This window comes from Gammaproteobacteria bacterium (assembly GCA_022340215.1).
GTDB lineage: Bacteria > Pseudomonadota > Gammaproteobacteria > JAJDOJ01 > JAJDOJ01 > JAJDOJ01.
Map to the genome: position 1 here is coordinate 13,664 of JAJDOJ010000126.1, position 18,011 is coordinate 31,674.

Here is an 18,011-nt window from a genome sequence, read left to right on the forward strand (position 1 = left end):
GGTGACAGACCAAGCCAAGAACAGTCCCCCCCGTCCGGGCCGGGACCGCCGGTTCGCTTTTCGGCGTGCCTGTGTAGGCGCCTTTCGCGAATCCGGGCAGATCGCATTGCTTGCCGGCCCGTTGATCGTCAGTCAGGTGTCGCAGGTGGCAATGGGTTTCACCGACACCGTGATGGCGGGAAGGATCGGCGCCACCGACCTCGCCGCGATCGCGCTTGGTTCGAGTCTGTGGCTTCCGGTGTACCTCGCCTGCGTCGGACTGCTGATGGCGCTGTCCCCCACGGTCGCCCAGATCGCTGGCGCAGGCCGGCTTCAGAGGGTGGGGCAGGTATTCCGCCAGGGCTTGTGGCTCGGGATGTTCTCGGGCCTTGTTGCCTTTCCCCTGGTGCGCCAGCTCGACGCACTGATGGTATGGATCAACGTCGACGCTTCCGTTGCCTCGCTTGCCGGGGACTACCTGGATGCAGTCTCCTGGGGCATGCCGGCGATCTGCGTGTATCTCGTCTTTCGTTTCGTCAGCGAGGGGATCGGTTTCACCCGGCCCGTCATGTATATCCAGCTCGTTGCGCTGGGCCTCAACTTCCTTGGGAATGATATCCTGATGTTCGGAAACTTCGGGGCGCCTGCGTTGGGTGCGGTAGGTGCCGGTTGGGCCTCGGCCATCGTGATGTGGTTGGATGCGCTGATGATCGCCGCCTGGCTCCGACTGCATCCGCGTTACGTCCCTGTGCAGTTGTTTAAACGTCCCTCACTGCCGGATCGCAGTGAACTCGGCAGGCTGGTGCGCCTGGGATTGCCTATGGCTGCCGGCATCGTGATCGAGGTCGGACTGTTTTCGGCCGTGTCGCTGCTGATGGGATCGCTGGGGGTGGAGGCGGTCGCGGCCCACCAGGTTGCCCTGAACTATTCAGGATTGATGTTCATGATTCCGCTTGGACTTTCCATGGCACTTACGATTCGGGTAGGACATGCGGTGGGGTCGAGAGACCCGGATGGGGTTCGACGCGCAGGATGGACAGGCGTGTCCATGGGCGCGATAGCCATGTCGATCTCGGCGGCCGTGATGCTCGGGGTTCCGGACGGCATCGTTTCCCTGTACATCCGGGACGAGGCGGTCCGCATGTTAGCGGTGAGCCTGCTCACCATGGCCGCGATGTTCCAGGTGGCCGACGGCATCCAGGTCTGCGCCCTGGGCGCCTTGCGCGGGATGAAGGATACCGTAGTCCCGATGTGGATCACGTTTGTGTCCTATTGGGTCGTCGGGTTGGGGCTCGCCTACATGCTCGGCATCTATTTCGGTCTCGGGCCGCGCGGACTCTGGAGCGGACTTGTCATCAGCCTTGCTGTGGCCGCCGTGCTGCTCAGTCTGCGGTTTTACAGTCTGAGTCGTCGAGACATCTGACGACGAAGACGCCAGACGCATGCGCAGATCGCGCAGGGCGTCGACGCTGCAACAATGTCATAAATCTTCACGTGTCAACTTCTAAAAAAAAATTAAGTTAATTTTGTAAGCTACTAATTATAAGTAGTTATGTCGGCCATTTGTGTTGAATGCTGGCATCTGTCAAGGAGTCCGCGGCGGCGTATAATCGCCACACTGCGCGACGCTGGACCGAGTGCGGCATCTCGAATTCTTCAAGGCCCGGGCCAACCGCCCGTAATAACAAGAAGGTTAACGACGCCCCTTGTCCCTTACGCTTCATCTCCTAGTTTCCGGCCTTCTGGAACCGGTTCGAGTCTGGGCGAAGGACTATCGGGAGTTTCCGCGCTTCGATGAACTCGAGGCGTTACTCCTCAGAGCCCGCGAGGCCTCGACCGGGTCGGTCGGGTACGAGCATTCACTGTTGGAACTGTGCGAAATTCGAAGGTCTGAGTCCGGTGACGTACCGACGGCGCCTCTGCGAAGGTTCGGTATCACGGGGACGTTCGACGAGGGGGCGCTTGCCTGTCTCGACCCGGTTTGCCTGCGGGCGGACATCGGGTCGGCCTATCTTCACGACGCCGGTCGCATCGGCATCTCGCGGGACGAGGCGGACGCGCTTGTCCGTTGTTTCAATGATCACTTTGCCGACAGGGGACTGCACTTGGATGCCGATCTTCCGCACGCATGGCACCTGCGAGTGGGTTCACCGGATGAGATCGCGGGGTGTCCGATCCGAGAGGCGCGCGGACGTGATGTCACGCAACGGCTGCCCGAAGGAAGGCGCGCTGCATTCTGGCACGGCGTCATGAACGAGACGCAGATGCTGTTTCACGGGCTGCCGCAGAATCAGGAGAGGGAGGCGGCGGGACGCATGCCAGTCAACGGTGTCTGGCTGCACGGGGCCGGCGCCTTACCCGAGGCGGGGCCGCAGGCGACGCCATGGAGCAGAATCTGGGGCGACGACCCGCTGGTTGCAGGGATCGGGCTCTGGACCGGGGTCCCGACTGGCCAGTGCCCCGATAGCCTGAATGAAATGCTCGAGACCACGGATTGCGGGAGACATCTGGTGATTCTGGACGAGATGTCGGCACACGCCGACTATGATGAATTTCCCGCATGGGTGGATGCCATGCGGGCGTTGGGACGGCGCTGGTTTGGACCACTGGCAGGGGAGCGAAGGGTGAAGAACTGGGTGATTCAGGACGACGGGGGAAGAAGGTTCGAGTCCGGCAGGGGCCTGCGATGGCCCTGGCGTCGGGTCCGGCCGCTGGTGTACTACTGTCGGGGTAACGACGGGCTACGGCCGTGACGGCTGCGGTCATGCTGCGGCGTCGGGAAGCGGATCCGTCCGCCGGCAGTGCGTTGCCGCCCGAGCTGCACCCGCTGCTTCGGCGCCTGTTCGCGCAGCGCGGCGTCAATGAGGCCGCGGATCTCGACCTGTCGTTGGCGAGACTCCATCCGCCGTCCTCACTCGGCGGTATGGAGACCGCGGTCGACCTGCTCGAGCGCGCCTTGGAGGCCTCTGAGCGCATCGTGGTGCTCGGGGACTACGATGTGGACGGCGCCACCAGCACCTCGGTTCTGGTGCGTGCGCTGCACGCGATGGGCGCGACCGGGGTGCGTTATCTGGTTCCGAATCGCTTCGAATACGGCTACGGCCTGACCCCGCCGATCGCGGCGGTCGCGGCCGACCTCGATCCGGATCTGTTGATCACGGTGGACAACGGGATCTCCAGTATCGAGGGTGTACGGGCCGCGCGAGAGCTCGGCATGACAGTCATCGTCACCGATCACCACCTGCCCGGCGCAACGTTGCCCGAAGCGGACGCCATCGTGAACCCGAATCTCTCCGGGGATCCGTTTCCCAGTAAGCACCTGGCGGGAGTCGGCGTCGCCTTTTATCTCATGGTCGCCCTGCGCGCGCGCCTGCGCGAATCTGGCTGGTTCGCTGGCCGTGCAATCGCCGAGCCGAATCTCGCGAATCTGATCGACCTCGTCGCGCTCGGCACCGTGGCCGATGTCGTGCCCCTGGATCGCAACAACCGGATCCTGGTCGAGCAGGGTCTGCGCCGTGTCCGCTCGGGCAGAGGCAATCCGGGGATCCAGGCGCTGTTCGAGGTGGCGGGCCGTGATGCCAGGCAGGCCGTGTCATCCGATTTCGGTTTCGCCGCGGGCCCGCGTATGAACGCCGCGGGCCGACTGGCGGACATGTCGCTCGGGATCCGCTGCCTGCTCGAGGACGATCTGGACCTGGCCAGGCACCTTGCCCGGGAGCTGGACGCCCTGAACAGGGAGCGACGAGAGATCGAGTCGAGGATGCGGGACGAGGCCCTGGCCATCGTCGATCGTCTGCCCGATCCTGGTCGCGTCGGTGGGGTACCTGATGGGATCTGCCTCTATGACGCCGGCTGGCATCAGGGAGTGATCGGGATCCTGGCCTCCCGCATCCGGGAACGATTCAACCGCCCGGCCGTCGTCTTCGCCGACGGCACTGAGGGGGAACTCAAGGGTTCGGCCCGCTCGGTGCCTGGGGTCCACATCCGCGATCTCCTCGACACGATCGCCTGCCGCAACCCGGGGCTGATGTCGCGATTTGGGGGACACGCCATGGCCGCCGGGCTGAGTCTCCCCAGGGACAAGCTGGATGCCTTCGTCGAGGCATTCGGCGATCAAGCTTGCGAACTGCTCAGTGACGACCTCAAACAGGCGTGCGTGGTGACGGACGGGCCGCTGGAAGAGAGTGACCTCACGCTGGAGGCGGCGACCATTCTGCGCCATGCCGCTCCCTGGGGACAGGGTTTTCCCGAACCCCTGTTCGACGGGACGTTCGAGGTGCTCGACCAGCGGGTCCTGGGGGAGCGGCACATGAAATTGAAGCTGAAGCCGCACGGGTCGGACCGCGCCATCGACGCCATCTGTTTTCAATACGAGCAGAACGGCTGGGAGGACGGCGACGGATTGCTGCGTATCGCCTATCGCATGGAGGTCAACGCCTGGCGTGGCCGCACTGATCTGCAACTGGTGGTGGAACGTGTACTGGGGCGTGAATAGAGGCAACGTCGCCGCTTGTCCGCAGGCGCGTCCTGACCTCCGATGAAGTCGCACCCCGTCGTCATGATATGATTCGAGGCTTTTCCGAGGAGTCGACATTCGTGGAGATTCAGCCCGTTCAGAACCGCATCAAGGACCTCCAGGGGCGTATCGAGGCCCTTAGGGGGTATCTTTGACTACGAAGCCAAGCGGGAACGCCTGGAGGAGGTCAACCGGGAACTGGAGGATCCACAGGTCTGGAACGACCCCGAGCGTGCGCAGTCCCTGGGCAAGGAGCGTTCCTCGCTGGAAGTGATCGTCAGCACCCTCGGAGAGATCGGCTCCAGCCTGTCCGATGCGGGCGAGTTGCTGGAGATCGCCGATGAGGACGGCGATCAGGATGCCGTCGATGACCTGACGAACGATCTGGACGGATACGAGGAGCGGGTTGCGGGCCTGGAATTCCGGCGCATGTTCTCCGGCGAGATGGACAGTGGTAACGCGTTCCTGGACGTCCAGGCCGGTTCGGGCGGAACCGAGGCGCAGGACTGGGCGGAGATGCTGCTCAGGATGTACCTGCGATGGGGCGAGCGGCGCGGGTTCCAGACCGAACTGATCGAGGTCTCGCCGGGTGACGTGGCGGGAATCAAGAGCGCGACCATCGAGTTCCAGGGCGAGTACAGCTTCGGCTGGTTGCGCACCGAGACCGGGGTGCATCGGCTGGTCCGCAAGTCGCCCTTCGATTCGGGTAATCGCCGGCACACCTCGTTCGCCGCGGTGTTCGTTTCACCGGAGGTCGACGACGACATCGCTATCGAGATCAACCCCGCGGATCTGCGGGTGGACGTCTACCGCGCCAGCGGCGCGGGCGGGCAGCACGTCAACCGGACCGAATCGGCCGTGAGGCTCACGCACCTGCCGACCGGTGTGGTGACTCAGTGCCAGAACGATCGTTCCCAGCACAAGAACAAGGACATGGCCATGAAACAGCTCAAGGCCAAGCTCTACGAACTGGAGGTGCAGAAGCGTCGCGCAGAGCAGCAGGTCGTCGAGGAGTCCAAGTCCGACATCGGCTGGGGAAGCCAGATCCGTTCCTATGTGCTCGATCAGTCGCGCATCAAGGACCTGCGCACTGGTGTGGAGACTAGCAATACACAGGCCGTCCTTGACGGGGCTCTGGATGATTTTATCAAGGCCAGTCTGCAGAGCGGCTTGTAGCGGCTTGTAGCGGCTTGTCGTACGCGTGCAGATCGGAATTTCAGCCGATTGGCCTCGAAGGGGCGCACCGGAGCGCCGGTCATTGGACCCAATTGCAACGCGCCACTCAGGACGCACGGAAGAATATGTCTGACACTCAGGAAGAACATCGGCTCATCGCGCTTCGCCGCGAGAAACTCGCGGTCCTGCGCGATCGCGGGAACGCCTTTCCCAACGACTTTCGCCGCAACGTCATGGCGGGTGAATTGCATGCCGAATACGGGAAACGCGACGATGCCTGGTTCGAGTCGAACCCGGTGCGGGTCGCCGTCGCCGGGCGGATGATGGCCAAGCGCGTGATGGGCAAGGCCAGTTTCGCCCAACTGCTCGATATGTCGGGCCGCATTCAGCTCTTCGTGCAGCGGGACGCGCTGCCCGAGGGCGGCTATGCGGACTTCAAGGGCTGGGATCTCGGCGACATCCTCGGTGCCGAGGGGACCCTGTTCCGGACGCGGACCGGCGAACTCTCGGTCAAGGTCGAGAACCTGCGACTGCTGACGAAGTCGCTGCGCCCCCTGCCGGAGAAGTTTCATGGCCTCACCGATCAGGAGCAGCGGTACCGGCAGCGTTACCTCGACCTGATCATGAACGAACCGGTGCGGGACATCTTTCGGCAGCGGAGCGCGATAATCCAGTTCATCCGCAACTACCTCGATGCGCGCGGGTACCTGGAGGTCGAGACACCGATGATGCAGGCGATTCCGGGTGGGGCCGCCGCGCGGCCCTTCGCGACCCATCACAATGCCCTCGACATGCAGTTGTTCCTGCGTATCGCGCCCGAGTTGTACCTCAAACGTCTGGTCGTGGGCGGTATCGAGCGTGTCTACGAGATCAACCGGAATTTCCGCAACGAGGGACTCTCCGCGCGGCACAATCCGGAGTTCACCATGCTCGAGTTCTACCAGGCCTACGCGGACTACAACGATCTCATGGATCTGACAGAGGACCTGCTGCGGGGCCTGGCCGACGAGGTCACGGGAAGCATGGAGATCCCCTATCAGGGACGGGACTACAATCTTGCCGAGCCATTCGCACGCATGGCGGTGCGCGAGTCGATCCTGCACTTCAACCCGGAGATCGAGGCCGTCGAGCTGGATTCGGAGGCTACGGCGCGGGTAATCGCCGAACGACTGGAGATTCCCGTTAAACCGACCTGGGGCCTTGGCAAGCTGCAGATCGAGATCTTTGAAAAGACCGTCGAGCATCGGTTGATGGATCCGACCTTCATTACCGCCTATCCGGCCGAGGTCTCCCCCCTGGCGCGGCTCAACGACGATGATCCCTTCGTGACCGACCGGTTCGAGTTCTTCGTCGGTGGAAGGGAGGTCGCCAACGGGTTCTCAGAGCTCAACGATTCCGAGGACCAGGCGGCGAGGTTTCGGGCACAGGTCGCGGAGAAGGCGGCCGGCGACGAGGAGGCGATGCACTTCGACGCCGACTACATCCACGCCCTCGAGCATGGTCTCCCGCCAACCGCTGGCGAGGGCATCGGCATCGACAGGCTGGTGATGCTGCTGACCGATTCCCCCTCCATCCGCGACGTGCTGCTGTTTCCGCACATGCGCCCGGGCGGGGAATAGGGCAACCCACGTTCGCCGGGTGCTCAATCGGTGGGGAGGGGGTCGTAGGGCAGGGGTTCGATCCTTGCCGCAGGCCCGTCCGGCCGTTCGATGTGGAGTTCGTCCTCCCCGATGTCGTCGAGCCGAAGCACCGCCAGCGCCTCCACTTCGCCCTTATCCCCGGGCACCGCATCGACGATGGTGCCCATCGCGTCGTTTGCCCGTCTGGTGCTGAAGATCTCGTCTCCGGGCTGTGGGACCGTTTTCGAGTCGATCGCCAATCGGAACATGCGGCGTTTGAGCTTGCCGAGGTAGCGTGTGCGGGCGACGATCTCCTGCCCCGGAAAGCAGCCCTTGCTGAAGCTCAGCGCGTCTACGAGGTCCATGTTCACCATCTGCGGGACGAACTGCTCGGTCGTGCCGGGATAGACGACGGGCAGACCGGCCCGGATCCCGCGCAGCCGCCAGGCATCCCCGGTGGCTGCCCCGGCCCGGTGCGACAGCCGTTCCTTCAATGCCCCGATCTCCTCGGTCGAGCCGTAGATCTCGAAGCGCTCCCCGTTTGCTTCAGGAATGCCCAGGACCGTCAGGTCGCCGTCGCTGGCGCGTTTGCCCGGTGCGGGTACGGATGCCAGTCCGGTCGCCTCGACGATAAGGGCGGATGCCTGCTCTCCCCACAGGGCAAGGCTGCCGATATTATTCGAGGCGTCCTCGAGGGTCACGCTGGAGCGAAGGACGAACATGCGCAGGCGCCTTATCACGGGTTCCAGCAGTCCGGAGGGCATCTGCATGACCCAGGCATCTCCATGGAGAAAGAGCCGGAATACCGTCAGGAGACGTCCCTTGGGGTTGCACCAGCCGTTGAGTTGGTGGCGGGCTTCATCGACCCCGCCGACGTCATTGCAGAACTGGGCTTGCAGGAAGTCCCGGGTGTCCGGGCCGGAAACCCGGATCAGGTCCTGAAACGCGAGGTCGACGATCTTGCTCATGCCGCGAGGTACTCCGGTTCCGTACGATGCGCGGAATCATAGGCAAATCCGTCCGGGTTTTCAGCCATACGGCGATTGACGGATTTCCCTCGATGGTCCTGGATTTAGGGTAGGCATGGATCCATGCCGCTGGCGTATTACTTGCCAGCATGACCTCTCGAAGCCCATAATCGGTGTGTCGATTCCGCGTGATCGGGCGGTCGGCCGTAGTGTCCTGTTCTGATCGCGCCGGGTTGAATTGCTGCACTGACGGGCGCCGTCGAGTTCGGAACAATCGCTGTCTCACGATACCTCGTTTTCAAGCGGGGTCTGACCGACGGTACGCCAGGCGCATCGTCGTTACCGAGATCGAAATGCCAACCCTGACTCAGAGACCGCTGTCACCCCATCTGCAGATCTATCGGTTGCCGATCACCGCGGTCTTGTCCATCTCGCATCGCTTCTCCGGGGCGGCGCTCGTCATCGGGGTGATGTTCCTGACCTGGGTCCTGGTCGCCGCTGCCAGGGGGCCAGGACCGTGGACCGTGGTGCAGGGCTTCGCAACCTCCTGGCCGGGGCTCGTATTGCTCTTTATCTGGACCTGGGTCCTGTACTTTCATTTCTGTAACGGAGCGCGGCATCTGCTCTGGGACTTGGGGTACGGTTTCAATATCGACCGGGCGGGCCTCTACGCTTGGAGTGTCATCGTCGCGTCCGTTGTGCTGACAGTACTGACCTGGCTGATCGCCACGGGGGGCGCATGAGCGGGGGTTCGAAGTCGCCCGCAGGCGTGCGCGGCGCGCCGTTTTGGTTGATGCAGCGGTTGAGCGCCCTGGTGTTGGCCCCGCTGGCTCTGTGGCTGGTCCTCTCACTCGCCGCCCTCGACACGATGGACCATGGCGTGGTGACCGTCTGGATTGCCTCACCGGCGACGGCGGTGCTGCTTAGTGCCCTGGTCGTGACGGCGTGTTTCCACATGGCACTGGGGCTGCAGGTGATCATCGAGGACTATGTCCATGTCGAGCGTGGCGAGACGATCGGTATCCTGGCCGTTCGCATCGGCAGTGCCCTGCTGGCAGTCGTCGCGGTCGGCGCCGTGCTGAAGATCGCCACGGGGGTGAACTGAATGTCCGGCCCCTACGAGATCGTCGAGCACCGACACGACGTGGTGGTGATCGGCGCGGGAGGCGCGGGCCTGAGGACGACCCTCGGTCTGGTGGAAGCGGGGCTATCGACCGCCTGCGTCACGAAGGTTTTCCCCACCCGCAGTCACACCGTGGCGGCTCAGGGCGGGATCAGCGCCGCGCTCGGCAACATGGGCGAGGACGACTGGCGCTGGCACATGTACGACACGGTCAAGGGTTCCGACTGGCTGGGAGATCAGGACGCGATCGAGTATCTGTGCAGTGAAGGACCCGCAGCAGTCATCGAGCTCGAACGCTACGGTGTGCCGTTCTCCCGTACCGAGGATGGCAGGATCTACCAGCGCGCCTTCGGCGGGATGACCACGCACCAGGGTAAGGGAGTCGCGCAGCGCACCTGCGCCGCGGCCGACCACACCGGCCACGCGATCCTGCACACCCTGTACCAGCAGTCCCTGCGCCTCAATGCGGAGTTCTTCATCGAGTATTTCGTGCTCGACCTCATCATGGATGAGGAAGGCGCGTGCCGTGGCGTCAACGCCTGGGAACTGGAAACCGGCAAGCTGCACCGCTTCCGGGCGCACAAGGTGGTTCTGGCCACCGGCGGGTATGGACGGGCCTATGCTTCCTGCACCTCGGCGCACACCTGTACCGGGGATGGCAACGCGATGGTGCTGCGTGCCGGTCTGCCGCTGCAGGACATGGAATTCATCCAGTTCCACCCGTCCGGGATCTACGGCGTCGGGATTCTCATCACGGAGGGTGCCCGCGGCGAGGGGGGGTATCTCACCAATTCCGAGGGCGAGAGGTTCATGCCCCGGTATGCTCCCAAGGCTGGCGATCTCGCCTCGCGCGACGTGGTCAGTCGCGCCATCACGATGGAGATCAACGCGGGTCGAGGGGTCGGGCCGGAGAAGGACCATGCCATGCTGCACATGGAGCATCTCGACCCTGCGCTGATCGAAGAGCGCCTGCCGGGGATCGCGGAACTGTGCCGCATCTTTGCGGGGGTGGATATCACCCGGGACCCCGTCCGGATCGTTCCGACTGTCCACTACAACATGGGGGGGATCCCGACGAACTACCTTGCCGAGGTCGTTACTATGAAGGACGGCGATCCCGATGTCGTCGTGCCCGGCCTGATGTCGGTTGGCGAGGCCGCGTGCGTGTCGGTTCATGGCGCTAACCGCCTGGGTTCGAATTCGTTATTGGACCTGATCGTGTTCGGCCGGGCGGCCGCGCTGCGCTGTGCCGAGTCGATCTCGGTGGGTGCGCCGCACAAACCGTTACCGGCGGACGTCGCGGATGCCGGCATCGATCGCTTCGACCGGATCCGGCACGGGAACGGCGCGACGCCGGCTGCTGACCTGCGCGCGAGGATGCAGGCGACCATGCAGCGTTACGCCTCGGTCTTCCGGCGCGCGGAGCTGCTCGAAGAGGGATACGATCGGTTGCGTGATCTGTGCGGGGAACTCGACGATCTGACGATTTCGGACCGTTCCCTGATCTGGAACACGGATCTGGTGGAGACCCTGGAACTCGGTAATCTGATGGCACAGGCCCTGGCTGCCATCGCCTCCGCGCACGAGCGCAGGGAGAGCCGGGGTGCCCACGCGCGGGAGGACTTCCCGGATCGGAACGACGCCGAATGGCTCAAGCATACGCTGGCCTGGGTCGATGGCTGCGACGTTCGTCTGGACTACCGCCCGGTACACCTCGAGACACTGACCGATGCGGTGGAACCGATCCCACCCAAGGAACGCGTTTACTGACCGACGGGTCTATTCAGACAGATTGCTAAGGCGATTGCCGGAAAATGGCATACCAGATTGCGCCGGATTTTCGTTCGTCATCAAGGCGCGACAACAGGCGCATAGTCAAACTATGTCACTGTTGTCGTAACACGGAGGACGGACGAAAAGACAAACAGGATGGTATGTCATTTGACAGAAATCGCCTAACGCGGAGCAGGAGTGTTCGATGCGACTGACCGGGCAAGTATCAGGTGTACAAGGGCCTTTCGGCGGGTGTCCGCCTGGCCCGTCAAGGTGGATTGGCCGCCTCGGGGAGGTCGTCTGAATGGCGAAATTCACCCTGCATCCGGATTCGGTCGTCAAGACGGGACGCACCTGGCGTACCGCCGGGGATGCCGGTCGGATAAGACGGTTTATCATCTATCGTTACGATCCTGAAACGGGTGACAATCCGCGCACGGACACCTACGAGGTCGATATGGACCGTTGCGGACCGATGGTTCTGGACGGCCTGATCAAGATCAAGAACGAGATCGATCCCACGCTGGCCTTCCGCAGGTCCTGCCGCGAGGGCATCTGCGGATCCTGCGCCATGAACATCAATGGTCGAAACACGCTGGCCTGCACGAAGAACCTCGATGACGTTCAAGGCGAGGTGAGGATCTATCCGTTGCCGCACATGGGTGTGGTCAAGGACCTGGTCCCCGATCTGAGTCGGCTCTATGCGCAGTACGCCTCGATCAAACCCTGGATGCAGGCCGCGGCGGATGAGCCTCCGGATACCGAGCGGCTGCAGTCACCGGCCGACCGGGCGAAGCTCAAGGGATACGAGGAGTGCATCCTCTGCGCCTGCTGCTCCACCAGTTGTCCCAGTTACTGGTGGAATGGTGACCGATATCTGGGCCCAGCCATCCTCTTGCAGGCCTGGCGCTGGATCGTGGACAGCCGGGACGCGGCGACCGACGAACGGCTGGCAGCGTTGGACGATTCGTTCAAGCTGTACCGTTGCCACACGATCATGAACTGCACCGATGCCTGTCCTAAGGATCTCAACCCGGCGAAGGCGATCTCGGGGATCAAGCGCATGATCGCCCGTCGAGACACGTGACGACTCCGCAAGGCGTCCTCGAATGGCGGTGCCGGCGTGGGGCGCTGGAACTGGATACCCTGATGCTGCGTTATCTGAGACACCGGTATCCGACCGCCCCCGCGCACGAGCGCGACGCCTTTGCCAGGCTGCTCGAGTTTCCCGATCCCGTACTGTTCGATCTGTTGATCCGGCGGACCGGAGCCGGTGAGCGGGAAATAGCCCATGTCGTCGAACGAGTCCTGGCCGGTCCTGGTCCTTCAGCCTGAACCGTCGCGACTCCTCGCGGGGCTGCTCGTTTGCGTTCACCTCGCCGCGTTGTTGTCGCTCTTCGCGATGGGTTTTCCCTGGTGGGTATCCACCTCGGGAGGCATGGTGCTCGCCATCAACCTGACCCGGACCTTGCGGCGAACCGTGTTCTATCGGGGAGGCCGCGGGGTGCGGGGGGCTCGGTGGAATCCGGATGGATCGTGGGCAGTCTGGGACCAAGAGGGCCGGGTGCGCGAGGCCACCCTCGGGTCCGGCAGCATGGCGACCCGGCAGGTTTCGGTGCTCAATTTCAAACATCCCGGATTTCGAACCCATTCGCTGGTCCTGCTGCGCGATGCCCTCGACGAGGAGACGATGCGCCGCCTGGTTGCGAGATTCAGGCTCTCCGGTCGCCACGATCGATGACCTGCTCCGGGTTCTAGGTGTTCCAGGCGGCAATCGCGCTCAGCGAATATTTCCGGACCGTCGTCTGGCCGGTATTCCTCAGGGTGGACGAGTCCGCGGCGAGTAGCCCTATCTGGAGACGGGCCCCTCAACCTGCAGTGTCAACGCCTCAGCCTCTGGGGCAATGACCTCGCGAACGCCGTCGCCAGGCGTGCAGGTCGTATGAGGTAGTACATGGGCGAGAGCGTGGAAGGCAGGTGGATGAACTCGCGGTCGAAGCGATTGGGGCCAAAGATGAGGTCCAGACGTTCGGCGATCCTGCGGGAGCGCTTGTCTCGCAGTGCGTTCGAGCGGGACAGCAAGGTATCCCAGTTTTGCTCGCCGTAGTTACTGACCATTTCGTGGATGTCGCAATAGCGGTAGAGGGACTGGCTCCAGTACTCTCTGACCGCATTGACGCATGAGACCAGGACGACGTCCGAGGCTCCGAATCCTTCGAAACCGTACGCCCCTATCGATACCGACCTCGCGTTGCCCCAGAGCGGAGCCGGTCCGATCCCGAAATGCAGGTCCACCTTGATCCTTCGTTGCTCGTGCCACAGACCGGATTCCCTGAGCTTTCGCTCCATCGGAGCACGCAGGAGCCGCTGGAATCCCCGGGCGACGAACAGGTCCCTGGCGGCCTCGGGCAGCGGCAAATCGACGACCGCCTGGGCGATGCTCCACAACGGTTTTCGATACCTCAGCGATGAGCTTGCACCGATTGAAATTGAGACCCTGCGGGTAACCCCCTATCCGCACGCGCTATGTCTCAAGTCCGATCCATCTACACCCTTTCATCTGCCAGGGGCCACGATCAGAACGTCCTACACCTTGCATGTTCCCGTCGAGCAGCTTCCCTCGGAGACAGTCCGTTCCAGTGTGCCCCTTGCCGCCGCCTTCTTCATTTCATACCAGCCGCACGCCGCGGCACCCGCTATCCGAGCCGTCAGTCACGGGGAAACCACCGCACGTCTCTACGCCAATGGATTGAATCAGTTGGCGCATGGTCGATATGGCATGGAGGCCGCGGCGCGGATCGGGACCGGGATCGCGGGTTTCGAGATGATCACCGCGGATCTGCAGGAAAGCGCAGGCCTTTTGAGAGGGACGATGCGGAAAGTCCTGTCAGACGGTTCGTAGGGTAGCCGCCGTTCGTCTGGCGCGCTCTGGCCTCGACAGGCGGACTATCGATGGCGATCAACCCCGTGATCGCGGCGCCAGCAATTTGGCGACCAGCGCGGTCCATCCCATCTGGTGCGATGCACCGCAACCGCGTCCGGTGTCGCCATGAAAATATTCGTGAAACAGCAGGTAGTCGCGGAAATTCGGATCGGACTGCAGCTTCTCGTAGTGCCCGAATACCGGTCGACGGCCCGCCTCATCCCTCAGGAAAAGCCGGCACAGTCGCCTGCCGATCTCACTAGCCACCTCATCGATGGTAAGGAATACGTCTGAGCCGGTCGGACATTCGATGCGAAACGCATCCCCATAGTAGTAGTGGAATTTCTGCAGGGATTCGATTAGCAGGAAATTAACCGGAAACCATAAGGGCCCGCGCCAGTTGGAGTTGCCACCGAACAGGGTGGTGGTGGATTCGCCGGGTTGATAGTTCAGTTCGAGCTTTCCTCCACCCATGTCGAAGACCAGCGGATTGTCACGGTGATAACGCGACAGGGAGCGGACCCCGTACTGCGACAGGAACTCGGTCTCGTCCAGTACCCGCTCCAGCACACATTTCATGCGGTGCCCTCTCAACAAGGCCAGGAGGCGCCGTTCCGCGTGCCCGGTTTCCTTCCAGCGGGAGATGAGGCGGCATTGGTCGGGCCGGTGTTCGAGGTACCACTCCAGGCGCTTCTCGAATTCCGGTAGACGCTCCCAGATCTGGGGCTCGATCGTCTCGACGGCGAACAGTGGGATGATCCCGACCATGGAGCGGGCCCGAATCGGCTCTACGCGTCCATCGGGCAGGTGTATGTTCGAGTAGAAAAACCGGTCCTGTTCATTCCAGAGACCCGCGCCGGACACCGAGTCACCATTGATCGCGCTGGCGATGCCCAGAAAATGCTCGAAGAACTTGATGGCGATGTCCTGATACGCGGGGTTGTGTACCGCCAGTTCCAGGGCGATGCGCATCATGTTGAGGCAATACATCGCCATCCAGCTGGTGGCATCGGTCTGATCCAGGCGTCCGCCGCCGGGCAATGGCGCACTGCGATCGAATGCCCCGATATTGTCCAGTCCGAGGAAACCGCCGTTGAAAAGGTTTCTCCCGTCGCTGTCCTTGCGGTTCACCCACCAGGTGAAGTTGATGAGGAGTTTATGAAACACCCTCTCCAGGAAGCGGATATCACCCGAATCACCTCGCTGTTTCCGGTCAATGGTGAAGACACGCCATGTCGCCCAGGCGTGAACGGGTGGATTGGCGTCACTCAGGGCCCACTCGTAGGCGGGGAGTTCACCGTCCCGGTCCATGTACCACTCGCGGGTGAGCAGCAACAACTGCGACTTGGCGAACTCCGCATCGACCAGCGCTAGGGCGATGCAGTGAAACGCGAGGTCCCAGGTGGCGAACCAGGGGAATTCCCACTTGTCTGGCATGGAAATGATCTCGGCGGCGTGAAGATGCGCCCACTGATGATTGCGTCCATGGCGCCGCTCCGGCGGTGGCGCCGGTTGAGCCGGATCGCCTTCCAGCCAGCGATAGACATGGAAATGATAGTACTGCTTGTTCCAGATCAGTCCCGCAATGGCCTGCCTCTGAATCATTCTCGAATCCGGATCCTCGATTCCTTTCTGAATTGCCGTGTAGAACTCGGTTGCCTCTTCGCGGCGTCGTTCGAAGAGGGATCTGAAACTACCGAACGGATCGTCCTGGATTGAGCGGGTCAGCCGCAACCGTAACTCGACTGACGATCGGGCGGGAATCGAACGGCGGTAGTGCGCCGCGGCCTTCGTGCCGGTGTGTAGGGGGTTCACGGCATGCTGCCGCCCGTATATCACGTAATCGTGGAATGCGTCCTTGTAGTATCCGGGCGTGTCGGGCGTCCCGAACAGGCGAGGGGCATTGGTTTCGTTGTCGCAATACAGGTACTCGGGATCGCCCTCGGCGTACCATCGGTACGTTCCCAGCGTCGGATGCCAGGCGACGACGCAGTCCCGGCCCTGTTTCAGCGTCGGCCGTGCCTTTCCCGCCTTCCATGACCAGGTGTTTCGAAACCATAGTTGGGGTAGCAGGTGCAGGGGTGCCGGATCCGGTCCCCTGTTATGAGCCGAGACGCGTATCAGAATGTCGTCGGGGGCCACTTTGGCGAATTCCACGAAGACATCGAAGTAGCGGTCGTCATCGAAAACGCAGGTGTCCAGGATTTCATATTCCGGCATCCCGGCGTCTCTGGCACGGTTTTCCCGGACCAGGAGTTCATAGGGGAATGCACGCTGGGGATACTTGTAGAGCATCCGCAGCCAGGAGTGTGTCGGTGTGGCATCCAGATAGTAATAGAGTTCCTTGACGTCCTCTCCGTGGTTTCCCTCCGCGTTATTGAGTCCGAATAACCTCTCCTTGAGTATCGGATCCCGTCCATTCCATAGTGCAAGCGCAATGCAAAGGCGCTGATGTTCGTCACTCAGTCCGGCGATTCCGTCTTCACCCCAGCGGTAGGTTCGGCTGCGGGCACGGTCGTGGGGCAGGTAGTCCCATGCGGTGCCGTTCGCACTGTAGTCCTCCCGTACCGTTCCCCATTGTCGTTCGCTCAGGTAGGGCCCCCACAATTTCCAGGGTTTCCCGCCAGTGCGATCCTCTTCGAGACGTAGCTGTTCTGAGGTGTCTGCTGACATTTCAGGTTCCGGGCCGGATCTCCGTCCCATTGCATCGATCCTCTGGTTTACTCGTCTCCGCTTCATGCAGTAACAGCCATGCGTCCAGAATACAGGCGACCGACTATATCTGCGAGGGGCATCCCCGCGGCAAGTGCGGTGGCTCCGCATCCAATATTTCGCTGACCTTTCCCAGTCCCGCGTCCGTCAGGTGATCTGCAACCACCTCAAGTCGTCTGCGCGCGCGGGCCGCATCACCGTGTGTTTTATACGCCGCGATAGCGTAGGGACCCCAGCAGCCACGCCCACACAGTGATGGTAGCAGCCGTCACGCGACGCGATCCCGCCGGTGTAGGCGCGGCAGTAACGCGGATCGGCAGGCGACAGGGATCGCAGTCCATACGATGTGAGCAGGAGGTCGTGGCACTGTCGTATCACCCTGGTCATGGCAAGCCTATCCAGCGGGCTATGGTGAAGGCCGATCGCGAGAATCTGATTGGGTCGTATCGAATCATCGGGTCCGCCCGGGCCGTCGATCACGTCATACAGGGACCCTGTCCGGGGGTTGGTAAACCGGCGGGATCCTTGCCGTGCCCTGGTAGTCCGTAGTTGAAACCGGGTCTCGTCGGATCGCAAGGCCCTTGCGAACCCGGACAGGCTGGCCAGGGCGTTAAACCACAGGGCGTTGACTCCGATGGGATTGCCTATTCGCGGGGTAACGACACGGTCGTCTACCCGTGCATCCATCCAGGTCAACTGCACGCCCGGTTCTCCGGCATGAAGCAAGCCGTCCTTCGGGTCAGCAACGATTCCAAAGCGAGTTCCGTTGATAAAATTATCGGCGATGTCGGCTATCGCCGGAAAGGCGCGTCGCAAAGACTCCAGATCTTGACTGCTGGCAGGGTAACGTCTCCACGCCTCGACAGACCATAGAGGCGCATCGACAGCGTTGTCCAGTGGCGAGCCACCATTCCCTGCGTTCTGACTGAACCAGGTCCCCGCAGATCGCGCGCCCGAATCGAACTGTGTTCATAATGTCCCGCAAGGTTTGCAGCGATTCCAGTGTGATGGGTGTTTAGGCGATTTCTGTCAAATGACATTCCATCCTGCTTGACTTTTTGTTCGTCCTCCGTGTTGCGACAACAGTGACATCGTTTGACTATGCGCCTGTTGTCGCGCCTTGATGACGAACGATCCCGGCGCGGCGCTGTCCCTGCTTTGCTTGGGCACCGGTCTTGGGCTTCCTGCCCAAGCCGTTCACTGCTTCGCAGCTCACCCGGCG

15 protein-coding genes and 1 pseudogene are annotated in these 18,011 nt (G+C 62.4%); 12 read left to right on the top strand and 4 right to left on the bottom strand.

What is annotated here, in order from left to right:
- Position 1: 1 nt before the first annotated feature.
- The 5 genes from LJE91_09105 to lysS all read left to right on the top strand — a co-directional run bounded on the left by LJE91_09105 (position 2) and on the right by lysS (position 7,290).
- A complete protein-coding gene (locus LJE91_09105; GenBank protein ID MCG6868866.1) occupies positions 2–1,402 on the top strand; it encodes an MATE family efflux transporter in 1,401 nt (466 codons plus the stop codon).
- Positions 1,403–1,685: 283 nt separating this feature from the next.
- Positions 1,686–2,732: a hypothetical protein gene (locus LJE91_09110; protein ID MCG6868867.1), complete on the top strand. Its 1,047-nt coding sequence runs from the start codon at positions 1,686–1,688 to the stop codon at positions 2,730–2,732.
- Positions 2,733–2,743: 11 nt separating this feature from the next.
- Positions 2,744–4,474 carry a single-stranded-DNA-specific exonuclease RecJ gene (recJ, locus tag LJE91_09115; GenBank protein ID MCG6868868.1) on the top strand — a complete coding sequence of 577 codons (1,731 nt, stop codon included), beginning with the start codon at positions 2,744–2,746 and terminating at the stop codon, positions 4,472–4,474.
- Between the two features lie 68 nt (positions 4,475–4,542).
- Positions 4,543–5,671, top strand: a protein-coding gene (prfB, locus tag LJE91_09120) for a peptide chain release factor 2 (GenBank protein ID MCG6868869.1) whose coding sequence is annotated in 2 segments (ribosomal slippage) — positions 4,543–4,647 and positions 4,649–5,671 — 1,128 coding nt in all. Because the reading frame shifts where the segments join, the coding sequence is not laid out codon by codon here.
- A gap of 125 nt (positions 5,672–5,796) precedes the next feature.
- Positions 5,797–7,290, top strand: coding sequence for a lysine--tRNA ligase (lysS, locus tag LJE91_09125; protein ID MCG6868870.1), 1,494 nt, complete (start codon positions 5,797–5,799; stop codon positions 7,288–7,290).
- Between the two features lie 23 nt (positions 7,291–7,313).
- On the opposite strand, the gene LJE91_09130 is transcribed toward lysS, so the two are convergent.
- Positions 7,314–8,258, bottom strand: coding sequence for a folate-binding protein (locus LJE91_09130; GenBank protein ID MCG6868871.1), 945 nt, complete (start codon positions 8,256–8,258; stop codon positions 7,314–7,316).
- Positions 8,259–8,611: 353 nt separating this feature from the next.
- On the opposite strand from LJE91_09130, the gene sdhC reads away from it, so the two are divergent.
- The 6 genes from sdhC (at position 8,612) to LJE91_09160 (ending at position 12,895) form a co-directional block, all read left to right on the top strand.
- Positions 8,612–9,001: a succinate dehydrogenase, cytochrome b556 subunit gene (sdhC, locus tag LJE91_09135; GenBank protein MCG6868872.1), complete on the top strand. Its 390-nt coding sequence runs from the start codon at positions 8,612–8,614 to the stop codon at positions 8,999–9,001.
- Positions 8,998–9,363, top strand: a complete 366-nt coding sequence (gene sdhD, locus LJE91_09140; GenBank protein ID MCG6868873.1) for a succinate dehydrogenase, hydrophobic membrane anchor protein — start codon at positions 8,998–9,000, stop codon at positions 9,361–9,363. Before sdhC ends, sdhD begins: the two co-directional genes overlap by 4 nt.
- Positions 9,364–11,151: a succinate dehydrogenase flavoprotein subunit gene (sdhA, locus tag LJE91_09145; protein MCG6868874.1), complete on the top strand. Its 1,788-nt coding sequence runs from the start codon at positions 9,364–9,366 to the stop codon at positions 11,149–11,151.
- A gap of 385 nt (positions 11,152–11,536) precedes the next feature.
- Entirely contained in the window at positions 11,537–12,241 is a 705-nt protein-coding gene (locus tag LJE91_09150; protein ID MCG6868875.1) for a succinate dehydrogenase iron-sulfur subunit, read from the top strand.
- Positions 12,238–12,489 (top strand): succinate dehydrogenase assembly factor 2, encoded by a 252-nt coding sequence (locus LJE91_09155; GenBank protein MCG6868876.1) that lies wholly within the window; start codon positions 12,238–12,240, stop codon positions 12,487–12,489. The genes LJE91_09150 and LJE91_09155 overlap by 4 nt, the downstream gene beginning before the upstream one ends.
- The gene (locus LJE91_09160) at positions 12,446–12,895 is read left to right on the top strand and encodes a hypothetical protein (GenBank protein ID MCG6868877.1); all 450 of its coding nucleotides are present in this window, start codon (positions 12,446–12,448) and stop codon (positions 12,893–12,895) included. The genes LJE91_09155 and LJE91_09160 overlap by 44 nt, the downstream gene beginning before the upstream one ends.
- Before the next feature lie 140 nt (positions 12,896–13,035).
- Here LJE91_09160 and LJE91_09165 read toward each other — a convergent pair whose 3' ends face one another.
- Positions 13,036–13,602 carry a nucleotidyltransferase family protein gene (locus tag LJE91_09165; protein MCG6868878.1) on the bottom strand — a complete coding sequence of 189 codons (567 nt, stop codon included), beginning with the start codon at positions 13,600–13,602 and terminating at the stop codon, positions 13,036–13,038.
- Between the two features lie 193 nt (positions 13,603–13,795).
- On the opposite strand from LJE91_09165, the gene LJE91_09170 reads away from it, so the two are divergent.
- Entirely contained in the window at positions 13,796–14,056 is a 261-nt protein-coding gene (locus LJE91_09170; protein MCG6868879.1) for a hypothetical protein, read from the top strand.
- A 57-nt stretch (positions 14,057–14,113) separates the two neighbouring features.
- On the opposite strand, the gene LJE91_09175 is transcribed toward LJE91_09170, so the two are convergent.
- Complete coding sequence (locus LJE91_09175; GenBank protein ID MCG6868880.1) at positions 14,114–16,750, bottom strand: glucosidase; 2,637 nt, start codon at positions 16,748–16,750, stop codon at positions 14,114–14,116.
- A 103-nt stretch (positions 16,751–16,853) separates the two neighbouring features.
- Positions 16,854–17,686 (bottom strand): annotated as a pseudogene (locus LJE91_09180) (hypothetical protein).
- Between the last annotated feature and the right edge of the window lie 325 nt (positions 17,687–18,011).